Below are 14,934 nucleotides of genomic sequence, written 5' to 3' on the forward strand. Positions count from 1 at the left end.
TGAGGTGAAGAAAATGGAACACGGAGAAAAAAATATTACTGTAGTAGATGAAGAGGGTAACGAGCAATTATGTGAAGTCCTTTTTACATTTGATTCAGAGGAATTCGGTAAATCCTATGTCCTTTATTATCCAATTGGTGCGGAAGAAGATGAAGATGGGGAAATTGATATTCATGCTTCTGCATTTATTCCAAGTGATGATAATCAGGATGGGGAACTGATTCCGATTGAACCAGATGCGGATGAAGAATGGGAAATGATTGAAGAGATGCTTAACGCATTTCTTGCAGAAGAGGAAGAATAAGAAAGTAAAAAAGCTGGCTTGTCTACAGACAAGTCAGCTTTTTTTTGGTAAAAATTGTTTGTTCCCTTTGATTTTTGTATTAATTTGCGACTGCTAAAAGAAAATATAGTATAATAAGCCGAGATATAAAAAAGCAACTTGACTAGATAGGTTTAAGCTGAAAATGTAAAGTTTGCAGCTTGATTGGAGGGGAAATTAGTGTCTCAAGAAAATAAAAACGATAAAAGAGATATGATTCGGCAAAAGATGATTGAACGCCAAAGCGAAGCACGATTAGTTCGAAAAATCGTTTTGATTATCGCAATTATTTTAGTTATTACGATAGGTGCGATTGCTGGCGGCGGCTATTTTTATATTAAATCTGCCATTCAGCCAGTAGACCCAGATAATAAAAAAGAAAAAAAGGTTGAAATCCCGATTGGGTCATCATCTACGAGTATTGGTAAAATTTTAGAGAAAAACGGAATTATTAAGGATGCCAGAGTCTTTAAATATTACGTTAAATTTAGGAATGAAACAGGTTTTATGGCTGGCGAATATACCTTGAATCCTTCCATGACAATTCCAGAGATCATTAACAGTCTCAAAACTGGAAAGCTAGAAGAAGAATTGGTATTTAAATTGACCATTCCTGAAGGAAAACAGCTTGATCAAATCGCGGGTATTATTGCTGAAAAAACGAATAGAAATGCAGAAGAAGTAATGAAGCAGCTTAATGATCCATCCTTCATAAAATCGTTAATGGAGAAATATCCTAGCCTTCTAACAGAGGATATTCTTAATAAAGATATAAAATACCCGTTAGAGGGATATTTATTTCCTGCAACGTATTCATTTTATAAAGAAAATCCTACAATTGAAGAAGTCATTACACCTATGCTGGACAAAACGGTTGATGTTCTAGATGAATACCGAATTGCAATGGAAGAACGCGGGTTATCAGTTCATGAATTATTAACCATGTCATCATTAATTGAAGAAGAGGCAACAGAAAAAGTGGATCGAAATAAGATTGCCAGTGTGTTTTATAATCGGATGGAAATAGGCATGCCTTTGCAAACAGATCCAACCGTTTTATACGCACAAGGAGAGCATAAGGAAAAAGTTCTTTATAAGGATTTGGAGATTGATTCGCCTTACAATACTTATAAATATCCAGGTCTGACACCTGGACCAATTGCTAACGCAGGAGTTGTATCTATTGAAGCAGCACTAGTGCCGGACGATTCTGATTTCTTATATTTCCTAGCAACTTCAACAGGGGAAGTTCTATTTTCGAAAACACTTGATGAGCATAATCAAAAGAAAGCCCAACATATTAAATAAGTGACAAATTAAAGGGGAATGAATGAAAAATTAGCATTCCCCTTTAATTTGTGATAAAATAGTTCAAGTGTTTTATATTTTTTACGATAGCGTAACCCACGGGCGAGTAAGGATGACGGCTTTAAAAAGCTGATATTATGCAAAGATCTTTGCATGACTCATTATCCACTTTCGTGAACGCTATTTTTTTCATGTCTAAATGATAGAGGTGATGGCAGCTTGGAAAATGAAAAGCTGCATGCTTATATAGAGGGAATTATACCGGCTAGGCCAGAAATATTTCAAAGAATGGAATCATATGCCAATGATCATGGCGTACCGATTATGGAGCTTGCAGGAATTGAAGCGATGCTTCAGCTTTTGCGAATCCAGCAGCCAAAACATATTTTAGAGGTTGGTACGGCAATCGGGTATTCTGCTCTTCGAATGGCTGATGCACTTCCAAACTGTAAAATAGTAACCATTGAAAGGGATGCAGAGCGTTACGAGCTTGCTGAGCAATATATTAAAGAGGCTGGCAAGGAAGCTCAGATTCTAATTATTAAAGGGGATGCACTTGAAGCTGAACCACTGGTAAAGAATTATGGCCCTTTTCAGGCTATCTTTATCGATGCGGCAAAAGGGCAATATCAGCGTTTTTTTGAAATATATTCTCAGTTTCTCGATGATAAAGGTGTCATCATTACAGATAATGTACTTTTTAAAGGACTCGTATGTGAGCCAGAAATTGAAAACAAACGTACACGCAATCTCGTGAAAAAAATTGATTCTTTTAATAAATGGCTGATGAATCATCCTGACTTTTATACAACAATTTTGCCAGTAGGTGACGGGGTTGCGATTAGTAAAAAGAGGTGAATGAAATGTCAAAACCAGAATTGTTAGTTACACCCATTCGTGTTGAAGACATCATGCCGCTAGCAGATGCAGGTGCGGATGCTTTTGTATTAGGTGAACAGCGTTACGGTTTACGTCTTGCTGGAGAATTTTCAAGGGACGATGTAAAAAAAGCCATTGAGCTTGCCCATGAAAAAGGGAAGAAAGTGTATGTGGCTATGAATGCGATTTTTCATAATGAAAAGATTGAGGAGCTTTCTGACTATATTGCATTCTTGCAAGAAGTAAATGCAGATGCTGTGATCTTTGGTGATCCAGCTGTTCTAATGGCAGCCCGTGAAGCAGCGCCAAATATGAAATTGCATTGGAGTACTGAGACAACGGGGACGAATTGGTATACATGTAATTATTGGGGCAGAAAAGGGGCAAAAAGAGCTGTTCTAGCACGAGAAATTAATATGGATGCAATTATCGAAATGAAAGAGAATGCTGAAGTAGAAATTGAGGTTCAGGTTCATGGAATGATGACAATGTTCCAATCTAAGCGTTCACTTTTAGGAAATTATTATGAATATCAAGGGAAAGTTATGGAAGTAGAAAATCGTAGGCAAGAACATAATATGTTTTTGCATGATAAAGAACGGGGCAACAAATATCCGATTTTTGAAGATGAGAACGGAACACATATTATGAGTCCGAATGATATTTGTATCATTGACGAGCTTCAAGAAATGATTGAGGCAAATGTAGATTCATTTAAAATTGATGGCATCTTAAAAAGCCCTGAGTATATCCTTGAAGTAACGAAGCGATATCGAAAAGCAATTGATCTTTGTATCGAAGACCCGGATCAATATGAAGATGTGAAGGACGAGCTTCTAAGTGAAATAGAAGAAATTCAGCCTGCTAATCGTCCATTGGATACTGGGTTTTTCTTTAAAGAAACGGTTTACTAAAAAATATCTAGCGCGAGCCGCTTATGCTTTTAATTAAGGAGGATTACCTATGACAGTAGTGGAAGATAAAATTTCCCGAATTGTGGACGGTAAAAGGGTAATCGTGAAGAGACCCGAATTGCTTGCACCGGCAGGGAATTTAGAAAAATTGAAAATTGCCGTTCATTATGGTGCGGATGCAGTATTTATTGGCGGTCAAGAATATGGTCTACGTTCAAATGCGGATAATTTTACATTTGAGGAAATGAAAGAGGGCGTAGAATTCGCTAAAAAATATGGGGCGAAAATTTACGTTACTACAAATATTTATGCTCATAATGAGAATATTGATGGGTTAGAAGAATATATGCTTGGGCTAAAAGAGGCAGGTATCGCAGGGATTATTGTAGCAGACCCGTTAATTATTGAGACTTGTCGTAGAGTCGCTCCTGAAATTGAGGTTCATTTGAGCACACAGCAGTCTTTATCCAATTGGAAGGCCGTACAATTTTGGAAAGAAGAAGGGTTAGAGCGTGTCGTTCTTGCTCGTGAAACAAGTGCTGAAGAAATTCGTGAGATGAAAGAAAAGGTCGATATCGAAATAGAAACCTTTGTTCATGGTGCGATGTGTATAGCTTATTCAGGACGCTGTACACTAAGTAACCATATGACAGCTCGTGACTCAAATCGTGGGGGATGTTGTCAGTCATGCCGCTGGGATTATGATCTCTATCAATTAGAAGGGGAAAATGAAGTTCCTTTCTTTAATGAAGGGGATTCTCCATTTGCAATGAGCCCGAAAGATCTCAATTTAATTCAATCCATCCCACAGATGATTGAGCTTGGTATTGACAGTTTAAAAATTGAAGGACGAATGAAATCCATACATTATATAGCAACAGTTGTGAGTGTGTATCGTAAAGTAATTGACGCTTATTGCGCAGATCCTGCAAACTTCAAAATAAAGCAGGAATGGCTAGAAGAATTAGCAAAATGTGCAAACCGTGAAACAGCTCCAGCATTTTTTGAAGGTGTTCCAGGGTATAAGGAGCAAATGTTTGGAAATCATAGCAAAAAGACGAATTTTGATTTCGTTGGCTTGGTTCTAGACTATAATCCTGAAACGAAAATCGTTACACTTCAGCAGCGCAATCATTTTAAACCGGGGCAGGAAGTAGAGTTTTTTGGACCAGAAATAGAGAACTTTACTCATGTAATTGATAAAATTTGGGATGAAAAGGGGAACGAGCTGGACGCAGCGCGGCACCCGCTCCAAATTGTACAATTTAAGCTTGATAAACCGGTATTTCCAAACAACATGATGCGAAAGGAGATTTAATCCTATGGAACGCAAACCTGTTGTAATTGGCGTGGCCGGCGGCTCTGGATCTGGAAAGACGAGTGTGACAAAATCGATCTATGACTTTTTTAAAGGACATTCGATTTTGATGCTAGAGCAGGATTATTATTATAAGGATCAAGCACATCTGCCTTTTGAAGAACGTTTAAAAACAAATTATGACCATCCCCTTGCTTTTGATAATGATTTATTAATTGAACATATCCAAAAGCTGCTAAGATACGAAAGAATAAACAAGCCTGTTTATGATTATGCGGTGCATACGAGATCAAATGAAGTGATTGCAGTTGAGCCAAAGGATGTTATTATTTTAGAAGGGATATTAGTGTTGGAGGATGAGCGTCTCCGCAACCTAATGGATATCAAACTTTTTGTTGATACAGATGCTGATCTGCGCATTATTCGCCGTTTATCTAGAGACATTAATGAACGCGGCAGAACAATGGATTCTGTTATTGACCAATATGTTAATGTTGTTCGCCCGATGCATAATCAATTTATTGAGCCGACAAAGCGCTATGCAGATATTATTATCCCTGAAGGTGGACATAACCATGTTGCAATCGATTTAATGGTCACAAAAATTCAAACAATTCTTGAACAAAAGTCTTTTTTATGACACAATAGCATAGAAAATATATAATAAGTCCTAGGCGCGTCCTTAAACGAAGGACGCGCTCATATGCATTTTCCTATTACATAAAAAAGAAAGAACACAATCACGATGTGAGTTGTGAAAATTTGAAGGAGTGAAGGTTTTGGCAATGGAAAAAGTTTTCCCTATGACACAAGCTGGAAAAGAAAAGCTTGAACAGGAATTAGAATATTTAAAATCGGTTAAGCGTAAAGAAGTTGTAGAACGAATTAAAATTGCCCGCAGCTTCGGAGACTTATCAGAAAACTCAGAGTATGATTCAGCGAAAGAGGAGCAGGCATTCGTAGAAGGTCGTATTACTACAATTGAGAATATGATCCGTAATGCAAAAATCATTTCAGAAGACGAAATGAGTGGCGATACAGTCACATTAGGCCGTTCTGTTACATTTATCGAACTTCCTGATGGAGAAGAAGAAACATATACGATTGTAGGTAGTGCTGAAGCAGATCCATTTGATGGCAAAATTTCTAATGATTCGCCAATTGCGAAAAGCCTAATCGGCCATAAAGTTGGCGAAGAAGTAAAGGTTCAAACGCCTGGTGGAGAAATGGACGTACGAATCATAACAATTAAGTAAGAAATTGGTAGTTAAGGGAGAAGGGAAAACCTTCTCCTTTCTTAATATAAGTCCATATAAGTGGGGAAAAGTTGGTCACTGAAAAGAATTCATGAACCTATAAATTGCAATTAAGATTACATAAAACTATTTCTCATCCTCATCAATCGGCTAAAAAATAGTTTGAAAAGTAGAAACCTCGTCAAAACTTTTGAAGAGGTGTTTTTTTATGTGGAAAAAACGAGCAGTTATATGGTCATGCTTATGCTTCGCTGGATTAATCGTTTTGCTTGCTAGGCTGATACAGCTCCAATTAGTGGAGACAGAGCATTTTACAAAAAGGGGGATCAATCTATTGGAGGCTAGTGTTACTCAGCGCTCGCAGGAGATGATCCTTGATACAGGCAGAGGAAATTTTCTTTACAGAGATGGGACACCTATTACTCATCAAAGCAAACCAGTTCTTATCCTCTTCCCTTTTTTGAAAAAAATGGATTGGGACAGGAAGCAAATAGCTGAAATCATTGGTGCATCCGAATATGCACTCAAACATGCAGTAGAAAAGGCAGAGAAGCCATTTGCTTATGGTGAGCCAAATCCAATTGAGTTGACTGAACCCCAAATAGAGAAAATCAATGCCTTACAAATTCCAGGTGTGTTTGCCGTTGAAAAAAAGTATCATTTAAGACAAAATCCAGCTGAGCATTTAATTGGCATTACTGGAGAAAACGAAACATTGCTTCGCAATCGTTACCCGGATAAAGAACTATCCTCGAAAACAATGGTAGGGCTAACTGGAATGGAAAAGAGCTTTGATGAATTTTTATTGCCCGATGGTAAATCAAAGCTTGTCTATCATGTTGATGCGACTGGTGGACCTTTATTCGGGATAAATGTGAAATATGTGGAACCAGCAAACCCTTTTTATCCAGTTAATATAAAAACAACATTAGATCCTGCATTGCAAGCGACGGTTGAGCAACTAGTCGACAAGCACAAAATAGAGCGTGGAGGTGCAGTTCTTCTTGATATAGAAACAAACGCTGTATTAGCAATGGTCTCCCGTCCGGCAATCAATCAGGCAGATCCTTTTAATAAAGAAAATGGCGGAACAGAAAATCTCATGTTAAAGGAGCAAATTATTGGGTCTGTTTTTAAGACGGTGGTGACTGCGGCAGCAATTGATTATGAGCTTACAAATCCATCTCGACAATTTGATTGCAGCAAGACCATTACAGGTGAACCTGACCCTTTATTTCAATATGGAATGCTTGATTTCTCTGCAAGCTTTGCCAGAAGCTGTAATAATACGTTTGCGACAATAGCGAAGGAATTAAAGGAAATAGACCCTAATATTCTCGAAAATTATGCTGAAAAGCTTTCATTAATGGGCCCCGTTGGCTGGGTCGGAGATATTTACCATTTTAAAGGTTTCAAACAGGTGCAAGAGGATAATGGTAGAGTCTTCTTAGGAGAAGATGCTAAAAAAGATAATAACTTTGTTGCACTTACAGGGATTGGCCAGCATGAAGTTCGGGCAACCCCATTAGCGGTTGCTAATATGATGGCAACAATTGCTAGAGGCGGGAATAAAAAAATGGTTCGTGTGGCATCAAAAATTGAGTATAAGAATAGTACCTCATTGCTTGATTTTAAAGAGAAGGAAATGGAAGGAGAGACGATATCTCCCTATACGGCCATGAAGCTGCAGAAGCTTCTTCGTGAAGTGGTAGTTAATAAAAATGGAACAGGAAAAAGCCTACAAGACCTTCCATTTGAAGTAGCAGGCAAATCTGGTACGGGAGAAACGGGAAGAATGAGCGGGGATAAGCCTCTTTATAATAAGTGGTTTGCAGGTTATTTCCCTTTCGATAAACCAAAATATGCACTTGTTACAGTAAGGCTCGGAGCGACCGGGAACACAAGCAGTACAAGTCCGTTATTTGCTGATATTGTAAAAGAAATCTATCGCAATGATCATGGTCAAAATTAAAACATTAGCCTCTTTTTTCTGCGTAAGGATCATGTTAAAGTGAAACTTTCCTTGCTTATTTTCCGTCTGGTAAGGAGAAACAGATTGAGATGTTTTTCATTGTTTAATAAGTCATGTTAAAATATTGAAAGAATATCTTATAAACAGATTGAAAAGAATGGGAAGGAGAATCTTTCTTATGGACCGTAATTATGATTCATCAAGTCGGGAATCAAGATCCGAATTGAGGGGAAAACACAGAAAAACTAATTTCATTTTAAATATGCTCATTGGGCTCGTCATACTGCTAATTATTTTTGTTTCTGTAAAAATTTTTTTTGGAGACAATGATGAAAATGCAGCGGAAAAAGAACAGCAAATTGAGTCAAAACAAGACGAGAAAAATATAAATAAAGAAGAAAAGAAGAATTCAGCTATTGATGAAAATAAAGATGAGCAGGAAGCTGAGTCTGAAACAGAAAGCATCAAAGAAAGCGAAGAAACTGCTGCAAACACAGAAGATGAAAATGAAATAAATCCAGTTCCGGCCAATGAAGAAGAGGCGGTTGTTACCGAAGGCGGAAGCAGTGGAAATGTGAAAAAGACGATTGAAAACCCGAGCTGGAAGCCGATTGGAACAACTCAAACCGGGGATCATTATGCTGTTTACGATAAAGAATCTGTGGACTGGGCAGAAATGCTTCAGGCAATCTCTTATGCAACAGGTGTTGATCAAAGCAATATGAGTGTTTGGTTTCTTGGAAACAACGGATTTAATAAATCCGTTGGAACGATTACAACAAAAGACCAAAAGCAAGTATACCGCGTCTATATTGACTGGGTCGATGGGCAAGGCTGGAAGCCAACGAAAGTAGAAGAATTACATGAAGTAGAAAAGAAGTAAGAAAGCAAAAAAGATGAGGAAAGCTAGCTTGCTTGCCTCATCTTTTTGCTTTAAAATGCACAACGGCCGAATAATGCTTTCTCCCATTCTCTTCCAAGCTCATCTGATGTGAAACATGATGGACAGAAAGTAAAATAGCTTTATTGTTTTCAATTTGAATTTGAATATTTTTCTCTAATGTTTTTAAATCATAGGCTTCAAAAAATTCGATCTTATCCTCAATTAAATCTAGCTGAAAGTTCATATCATCAAAAATCCTCCTATAAATATTCCTCTTGAATATTGTAATACATTTAACTTAAAAACCTCTATAGTATTCCCTTTTAAAATTGTATTTCTGATAATAGAAAATTCTGATAAGATATAGGTAAAATCTACTTTTATGGAGGGAAAATGGCAGCTTTATGTCGTCACATAATTAGTCTTTTTTTATTGCTAATCCTTGCAGCTCTTCCTGTAAGCTTATTTAATATGGATAAAACGGTAGCATTCGATGTAGAAGGAATGGCTACAACCATTAAAGAATTTTTTTGGGGGCTTTTTTCTGGAGATGCTTGGTACTATGCTCAAGGCAATCGAACGCGTTTGATTCTTAGTGATCTAGTTTCCTATTTTTTATCCTCCTACTTATATTTAATAATTTCGGCCATCATTGTTATTGCTTTTTCAATCTTTTTAGGGATTTTCTTTTGGAAGAAAACGAATCGCTGGGTCCATGCAAGCTTAGGGTTTTTAGGAATGATTCCAGATTTTCTATTGGTGCTTATTCTGCAGTTAGCTGTCGTTTTTATTAATAAAAGTGTAGGAATAAAGACTTTTAAAGTAGCTTCTTCTTCCATGAATGATCCAGCCATTTTTTTACCCATTCTTACGTTGATTATTATCCCCGCCATCTATTTAGTTAAAAGTTTATCTGAGATTACTTCGGAAATAGCGGGTGAGGACTATATCCTATTAGCAAAATCTAAAGGGCTAGGCAAAAGATCTATTTACTTCTTCCATGTAACAACAAATGTCCTTCCTTTTTTGACGGCTGATTTACATAAAGTGTTAAGCATTATGATTGGCAATCTCTTTATTGTTGAGTATTTATACAATACTCGTGGACTAGCATCATTTATATTTGTTCATTCAAATAAGTTTGGCTATCAGTATAATCTTGTGATCATTTGCTTGCTATCCTTATTTGTTCTTTATTTGAGCTGTTATTATTTACTTAGATTATTATTGGCAGCAGCTGAAAGGTGGCTAGCCAAATGAGAAGAAAACCCAATATTTTACTGATTATAGGAATGGCCCTCTTATCCTTTTTTGTCATTATTTCCATAATTGGACCGTATGCAGCACCTTATGATTTAGAGTATTCCAAAAAAATAGGGTATATAACGACTGATGATGGAAAACAGCAACTGAAAGGTTCCCCTTTTCCGCCTTCTAAAGAACATGTATTTGGGACTGACAAATGGGGATATGATATTCTCACGCTATTGCTGTTTTCATTCTATCTTCTTTCATCGGGCTTAAATGCCTCATTGAAGAATAAGACAAGAAGAACGAGTCACTTATAATTATGGAGAAAAGACACCTAAATTTCAAAAAATTGGGTGTCTTTTTATAACGTCTCCTTCACTTGTGTAGTTGAATGTTCTGCATATTTATGTTAAATTAAGAACATGTTTTTGTTTAATACATACTATACTTATAGGAATTATAAGTGTATAATACAGAGGAGTGAATGCAATGGGGAAAGAGTTTATCGAGCTATTTGATCAGTGGGCTGATACCTACGATGAAAGTGTATCTGGACACGATATAGAATATAAAGAAGTATTTAAACATTATGATCAATTATTGCAAATAGTTGCCGATCGCTCTTTTGGTCACGTCCTTGAATTTGGACCTGGTACAGGAAATTTAACAGTAAAGATGATAGAAAAAGGATTGAAGGTAACCGGAGTGGAGCCATCTTCTTCAATGAGAAAAATTGCTAGGCAAAAGCTAGCAAATAAGGCTGAGATTGTAGAAGGCGATTTTCTAAGCTTCCCTCTTGATCAACCAATTGATACATTCGTAAGTTCTTATGCTTTTCACCATTTAACCGATGAGGAAAAAGAAACAGCTATTGCCAAGTATGGAAACCTACTTGCTTCAGGTGGTAAAATAGTCTTTGCGGATACAATGTATGAGTCTGCTATAAGCTATAAGAGGGCAATAGAAAAAGCAATAGAAAACGGCTTTCATAATCTTTCAGAAGATTTGCAGCGAGAATACTATACAACAATCCCATTCTTAAAAGGGTTGTTAGAACAGAATGGTTTTACACCAAGGTTCGAGCAATGCAATGATTTTGTCTGGATTATGGAAGGAGTGAAAAATTAAGAAAGAGGTATTGATTATGAAAATTGCAATCATCGGAGCAATGGAAGAAGAAGTAACACTTTTAAGAGAAAAAATTGAAGATAAAACACAAGAAGTAATCGCGGGCTGCGAGTATACAAGCGGAAAAATGGATGGAGTAGACGTTGTGCTTTTACGCTCAGGAATAGGAAAAGTAAATGCAGCTTTATCAACTGCTATTCTTCTTGAAAGATATAAACCGGATTATGTCATTAACACTGGGTCTGCTGGTGGCTTTAATCCACAGTTAAATGTAGGAGATGTTGTTATTTCTACTGAAGTGAGACACCATGATGTCGATGTAACGGTATTTGGATATGAATATGGGCAGGTTCCACAACTGCCACCAGCTTTTGTAGCAGACAGCCGATTGGTTGAAGTTGCGGAAGAATGTGCGAAAGCAATTAAAAATATTCAAGTTGTGCGCGGCTTGATTGCTACTGGAGATTCATTTATGAATGATCCTGCTAGAGTAGAGTTTATTCGCGACAAATTTACGGACCTTCAAGCGGTTGAAATGGAAGCCGCGGCCATTGCACAAGTTTCCTATCAGTTTGGAACACCATTTGTCGTTATTCGCTCACTTTCAGATATTGCAGGAAAGGAATCAGATGTTTCGTTTGATCAATTCCTTGAAAAGGCTGCGTTGCATTCAGCTGACTTGGTCATGAAGATCGTAGCAGCGATGAAACAATAACTCCGAACGAAGGAGGGGTATGTTTGAACATCGTTAAAAGTGTTCATGAATTAATTGGAAATACACCCATACTGGAGCTAAATCAATTTGCTCTTCCTGCAGGTGTCCACTTATTTGCAAAGCTTGAGTTTTTAAACCCAGGGGGAAGTGTGAAAGACCGTCTTGGGCAGGAACTCTTGAGGGAAGCAATGGAAAGCGGAAAGCTGAAGGAAGGCGGAACCGTCATTGAACCGACAGCTGGGAATACAGGAATTGGTTTAGCACTTGCAGCTTTGAATAAAGGGATTAAAGTGATTGTGTGTATGCCAGAAAAATTCAGTATGGAAAAACAAGTCATTATGAGAGCGCTTGGAGCAGAAATTGTCCATACACCAACAAGCGAAGGAATGGCAGGAGCAATTGCAAGGGCAAGGCAGCTACTTGATGAGACTCCAAATTCGTTTTGTCCGCAGCAATTTGCGAATCCTGCGAATCCACATACTTACTATAAAACGCTAGGACCGGAAATTTGGGAGCAAATGGACGGCCAAATTGATATTTTCGTTGCTGGAGCAGGATCTGGCGGCACTTTTATGGGGACTTCCCGCTTTTTAAAAGAAAAGAATCCTAAGATAAAAACTGTGATTGTAGAGCCAGAAGGATCGATTTTAAATGGCGGTGAATCTGGTCCTCATAAAACGGAAGGGATTGGAATGGAGTTCTTGCCTGAATTTATCGATCCAACCTATTTCGATGCAATCCATACAGTCCTTGATGAGAATGCTTTTCGCTTCGTTCAGGAATTGGCTTTAAAGGAAGGATTATTAGTTGGAAGTTCTTCTGGTGCAGCCCTTCATGCTGCATTAGAAGAGGCCAAGAAGGCAAAGGAAGGAACAAATATTGTTACCATTTTTCCTGATGGCAGTGACCGATATATCAGCAAAAAAATTTATGAAGGCGGTATATAAATGAGAAGAAAAACGAAACTCATTCATGGCGGAATTTCTGGAGACCCAAATACAGGTGCTGTATCCGTGCCAATTTACCAAGTAAGCACATACAAACAAGAAAGTGTTGGGAAGCATAAGGGGTTTGAATATTCGCGGACGGGCAATCCGACACGACATGCGCTTGAAGAATTAATAAAAGATTTAGAAGGCGGGAAGGCAGGGTTTGCCTTCGGTTCGGGGATGGCAGCGATAACTGCGGTTATGATGCTTTTTAATAGCGGTGACCATGTGATCATGACCGATGATGTATATGGTGGGTCGTATCGCGTAATGACAAAGGTATTGAACCGTTTTGGCATCGAGTCAACCTTTGTTGATACGAGTAAGCTTGAAAATATTAAGGCTGAAATTAGACCAAATACGAAAGCTCTTTATTTAGAAACTCCGACTAATCCGCTATTGAAAATTACGGATATTGCAGAGGCGGCAAAAGTAGCAAAGGAACATCAATTGCTGACAATTGTGGATAATACTTTCTCTACCCCTTACTGGCAAACACCGATTGAACTTGGAGCAGATATAGTCCTGCATAGTGCAACGAAATATATTGGCGGGCATAGCGATGTAGTTGCCGGATTAGTCGTTGTGAATAGCGATGAACTGGCTACAGACTTGCACTTTGTCCAAAACTCAACAGGCGGTGTACTTGGTCCTCAGGATTCATGGCTCCTAATGAGAGGAATTAAAACACTGGGGATTCGTATGGAAGAAATAGAAAGCAATACGAAGGCGATTGTTGAATTCCTGCAAAGCCATCCTTCTGTAACGAAGGTTTATTATCCTGGCCTTGAAACACATCCAAATCATGACATAGCCAAAAAGCAAGCGAGAGGCTTTGGCGGGATGATTTCTTTTGATGTAGGCAGTGAAAAAAATGCAGATATTCTTCTGGAGAAAATAAAGTATTTTACATTAGCAGAAAGCCTCGGAGCTGTAGAAAGTCTAATTTCCGTTCCTGCTCGAATGACACATGCGTCCATTCCACAGGAGCGTCGTGCGGAGCTTGGAATAACAGATGGATTAGTTCGCATTTCCGTTGGACTGGAAGATGTGGAGGATCTAATCGAAGACTTACAAGAAGCATTGGAAAATTAATAATCGATAGAAAACGCCCTATTGTGGGCGTTTTTTGTTGAGTGATATAATTGGAAAAATTTAAAATTTAGGCAAAAAAAAGGTTTACAAATAGATCGCATGTGGCTATAATTACCAATGTAAGTGAAAAATTTTCTGAAAAGGGGGTCGAATAAAATGATGATGAACTTGATTGCTATTGGAAAATTACATGCAGATTTATATTTAACGAATTCGACCTACTGGAAATGGATCGCTTAATTTATTTTACTTAGCTTATCCATGCCGCTGGGAGAATCGTGTTCCTGCGGCATTTTTGTGCCCAATTTTAAGATGCCGCAGGAGCTATGTCTCTTTGCGGCTTTTTTGTCCCTATAGGGATCATTTAAAGGAGGTGAAATTTATCATGACATTAAACATATTGTTTTTTACAATTACCATTAAGAAACGCAATGTTTCTATGGAAGAAGTACTTCATAATCAAATGGTCAAAAAAATTCACGAACAAAACCGTGATCGTCAATTCTCAATGTATCGTCACTTTTAATTTACTTAAAATATACAATGAAAGGTGGTAGTTTAAAATGAATTTTTTAATGCAATGCCGTCAAGCAATCTTATGGGTGGAGAAGGATTCCACCTAGCTTGAGCTAAAGGAGGATACCTGATGTCGTTACACGTATTGCTTTTGACCCTAGAATTCAGAAAAAAGAAGCGCAAAGCATAGGCTCAAGTAGTTTTTCTTCCTTAACAGAATGTTCATATTTATTTTAAATATTTACGATGTGGTTATGGTAAATTTAAAATAAATAAGGGCGTTTAAAGGGAGGCTAAATCATGTTCACAATTGTGATGGGGCTAGTACTTTGCACAACTATAGGATTGATTATTTACTCTGATGTAAGTGTTGTTGAATAAATGGGAA

17 protein-coding genes are annotated in these 14,934 nt (G+C 37.7%); 16 read left to right on the forward strand and 1 reads right to left on the reverse strand.

Annotated features, from left to right (window positions below; genetic code table 11):
* Nucleotides 1-13: 13 nt before the first annotated feature.
* The 9 genes from RUH74_RS19810 (at nt 14) to RUH74_RS19850 (ending at nt 8,852) form a co-directional block, all read left to right on the forward strand.
* Nucleotides 14-304: a DUF1292 domain-containing protein gene (locus RUH74_RS19810; RefSeq protein WP_313803173.1), complete on the forward strand. Its 291-nt coding sequence runs from the start codon at nt 14-16 to the stop codon at nt 302-304.
* Between the two features lie 198 nt (nt 305-502).
* Nucleotides 503-1,630, forward strand: coding sequence for an endolytic transglycosylase MltG (gene mltG / locus RUH74_RS19815; RefSeq protein WP_313803175.1), 1,128 nt, complete (start codon nt 503-505; stop codon nt 1,628-1,630).
* A gap of 219 nt (nt 1,631-1,849) precedes the next feature.
* Nucleotides 1,850-2,488: an O-methyltransferase gene (locus RUH74_RS19820; protein WP_313803177.1), complete on the forward strand. Its 639-nt coding sequence runs from the start codon at nt 1,850-1,852 to the stop codon at nt 2,486-2,488.
* Between the two features lie 5 nt (nt 2,489-2,493).
* Nucleotides 2,494-3,423 carry a peptidase U32 family protein gene (locus tag RUH74_RS19825; protein WP_313803179.1) on the forward strand — a complete coding sequence of 310 codons (930 nt, stop codon included), beginning with the start codon at nt 2,494-2,496 and terminating at the stop codon, nt 3,421-3,423.
* Nucleotides 3,424-3,472: 49 nt separating this feature from the next.
* Nucleotides 3,473-4,741 carry a peptidase U32 family protein gene (locus RUH74_RS19830; RefSeq protein WP_313803181.1) on the forward strand — a complete coding sequence of 423 codons (1,269 nt, stop codon included), beginning with the start codon at nt 3,473-3,475 and terminating at the stop codon, nt 4,739-4,741.
* A 4-nt stretch (nt 4,742-4,745) separates the two neighbouring features.
* A complete protein-coding gene (gene udk, locus RUH74_RS19835) occupies nt 4,746-5,381 on the forward strand; it encodes a uridine kinase (protein WP_313803183.1) in 636 nt (211 codons plus the stop codon).
* A gap of 139 nt (nt 5,382-5,520) precedes the next feature.
* Nucleotides 5,521-5,997, forward strand: coding sequence for a transcription elongation factor GreA (gene greA / locus RUH74_RS19840; protein WP_313803185.1), 477 nt, complete (start codon nt 5,521-5,523; stop codon nt 5,995-5,997).
* 208 nt (nt 5,998-6,205) lie between these two features.
* Nucleotides 6,206-7,969, forward strand: a complete 1,764-nt coding sequence (locus RUH74_RS19845; RefSeq protein ID WP_313803187.1) for a peptidoglycan D,D-transpeptidase FtsI family protein — start codon at nt 6,206-6,208, stop codon at nt 7,967-7,969.
* 178 nt (nt 7,970-8,147) lie between these two features.
* A complete protein-coding gene (locus RUH74_RS19850) occupies nt 8,148-8,852 on the forward strand; it encodes a YrrS family protein (protein ID WP_313803189.1) in 705 nt (234 codons plus the stop codon).
* Nucleotides 8,853-8,889: 37 nt separating this feature from the next.
* On the opposite strand, the gene RUH74_RS19855 is transcribed toward RUH74_RS19850, so the two are convergent.
* Entirely contained in the window at nt 8,890-9,096 is a 207-nt protein-coding gene (locus RUH74_RS19855) for a YrzA family protein (protein WP_313803191.1), read from the reverse strand.
* Between the two features lie 149 nt (nt 9,097-9,245).
* Here RUH74_RS19855 and RUH74_RS19860 point away from each other — a divergent pair, with 149 nt between their 5' ends.
* The 7 genes from RUH74_RS19860 to RUH74_RS19890 all read left to right on the forward strand — a co-directional run bounded on the left by RUH74_RS19860 (nt 9,246) and on the right by RUH74_RS19890 (nt 14,556).
* Entirely contained in the window at nt 9,246-10,112 is an 867-nt protein-coding gene (locus RUH74_RS19860; protein WP_313803193.1) for an ABC transporter permease subunit, read from the forward strand.
* Entirely contained in the window at nt 10,109-10,420 is a 312-nt protein-coding gene (locus RUH74_RS19865; RefSeq protein ID WP_313803195.1) for a hypothetical protein, read from the forward strand. Before RUH74_RS19860 ends, RUH74_RS19865 begins: the two co-directional genes overlap by 4 nt.
* Before the next feature lie 172 nt (nt 10,421-10,592).
* Nucleotides 10,593-11,231 carry a class I SAM-dependent methyltransferase gene (locus RUH74_RS19870; RefSeq protein ID WP_313803197.1) on the forward strand — a complete coding sequence of 213 codons (639 nt, stop codon included), beginning with the start codon at nt 10,593-10,595 and terminating at the stop codon, nt 11,229-11,231.
* A 16-nt stretch (nt 11,232-11,247) separates the two neighbouring features.
* On the forward strand, nt 11,248-11,946 hold the full coding sequence (gene mtnN, locus RUH74_RS19875) for a 5'-methylthioadenosine/S-adenosylhomocysteine nucleosidase (RefSeq protein ID WP_313803199.1): 699 nt from the start codon (nt 11,248-11,250) through the stop codon (nt 11,944-11,946).
* A 23-nt stretch (nt 11,947-11,969) separates the two neighbouring features.
* The gene (locus tag RUH74_RS19880; RefSeq protein WP_313803201.1) at nt 11,970-12,893 is read left to right on the forward strand and encodes a PLP-dependent cysteine synthase family protein; all 924 of its coding nucleotides are present in this window, start codon (nt 11,970-11,972) and stop codon (nt 12,891-12,893) included.
* Complete coding sequence (locus RUH74_RS19885; RefSeq protein ID WP_313803203.1) at nt 12,894-14,030, forward strand: bifunctional cystathionine gamma-lyase/homocysteine desulfhydrase; 1,137 nt, start codon at nt 12,894-12,896, stop codon at nt 14,028-14,030. It begins immediately after the preceding gene.
* Between the two features lie 385 nt (nt 14,031-14,415).
* Nucleotides 14,416-14,556 carry a YrzI family small protein gene (locus RUH74_RS19890; protein WP_313803205.1) on the forward strand — a complete coding sequence of 47 codons (141 nt, stop codon included), beginning with the start codon at nt 14,416-14,418 and terminating at the stop codon, nt 14,554-14,556.
* Nucleotides 14,557-14,934: the final 378 nt, after the last annotated feature.

The organism is Cytobacillus sp. (assembly GCF_032154635.1).
GTDB lineage: Bacteria > Bacillota > Bacilli > Bacillales > Cytobacillaceae > Cytobacillus.

What these genes read in the sequence shown, in the direction of transcription:
- RUH74_RS19845 (WP_313803187.1), top strand. Translation starts at nt 6,206, where the DNA reads ATGTGGAAAAAACGAGCAGTTATATGGTCATGCTTATGCTTCGCTGGA.
- RUH74_RS19890 (WP_313803205.1), top strand. Translation starts at nt 14,416, where the DNA reads ATGACATTAAACATATTGTTTTTTACAATTACCATTAAGAAACGCAAT.
- RUH74_RS19825 (WP_313803179.1), top strand. Translation starts at nt 2,494, where the DNA reads ATGTCAAAACCAGAATTGTTAGTTACACCCATTCGTGTTGAAGACATC.
- mtnN (WP_313803199.1), top strand. Translation starts at nt 11,248, where the DNA reads ATGAAAATTGCAATCATCGGAGCAATGGAAGAAGAAGTAACACTTTTA.
- RUH74_RS19850 (WP_313803189.1), top strand. Translation starts at nt 8,148, where the DNA reads ATGGACCGTAATTATGATTCATCAAGTCGGGAATCAAGATCCGAATTG.
- RUH74_RS19860 (WP_313803193.1), top strand. Translation starts at nt 9,246, where the DNA reads ATGGCAGCTTTATGTCGTCACATAATTAGTCTTTTTTTATTGCTAATC.
- RUH74_RS19830 (WP_313803181.1), top strand. Translation starts at nt 3,473, where the DNA reads ATGACAGTAGTGGAAGATAAAATTTCCCGAATTGTGGACGGTAAAAGG.
- RUH74_RS19870 (WP_313803197.1), top strand. Translation starts at nt 10,593, where the DNA reads ATGGGGAAAGAGTTTATCGAGCTATTTGATCAGTGGGCTGATACCTAC.
- udk (WP_313803183.1), top strand. Translation starts at nt 4,746, where the DNA reads ATGGAACGCAAACCTGTTGTAATTGGCGTGGCCGGCGGCTCTGGATCT.
- RUH74_RS19855 (WP_313803191.1), bottom strand. Translation starts at nt 9,096, where the DNA reads ATGAACTTTCAGCTAGATTTAATTGAGGATAAGATCGAATTTTTTGAA.
- RUH74_RS19865 (WP_313803195.1), top strand. Translation starts at nt 10,109, where the DNA reads ATGAGAAGAAAACCCAATATTTTACTGATTATAGGAATGGCCCTCTTA.
- RUH74_RS19810 (WP_313803173.1), top strand. Translation starts at nt 14, where the DNA reads ATGGAACACGGAGAAAAAAATATTACTGTAGTAGATGAAGAGGGTAAC.
- RUH74_RS19885 (WP_313803203.1), top strand. Translation starts at nt 12,894, where the DNA reads ATGAGAAGAAAAACGAAACTCATTCATGGCGGAATTTCTGGAGACCCA.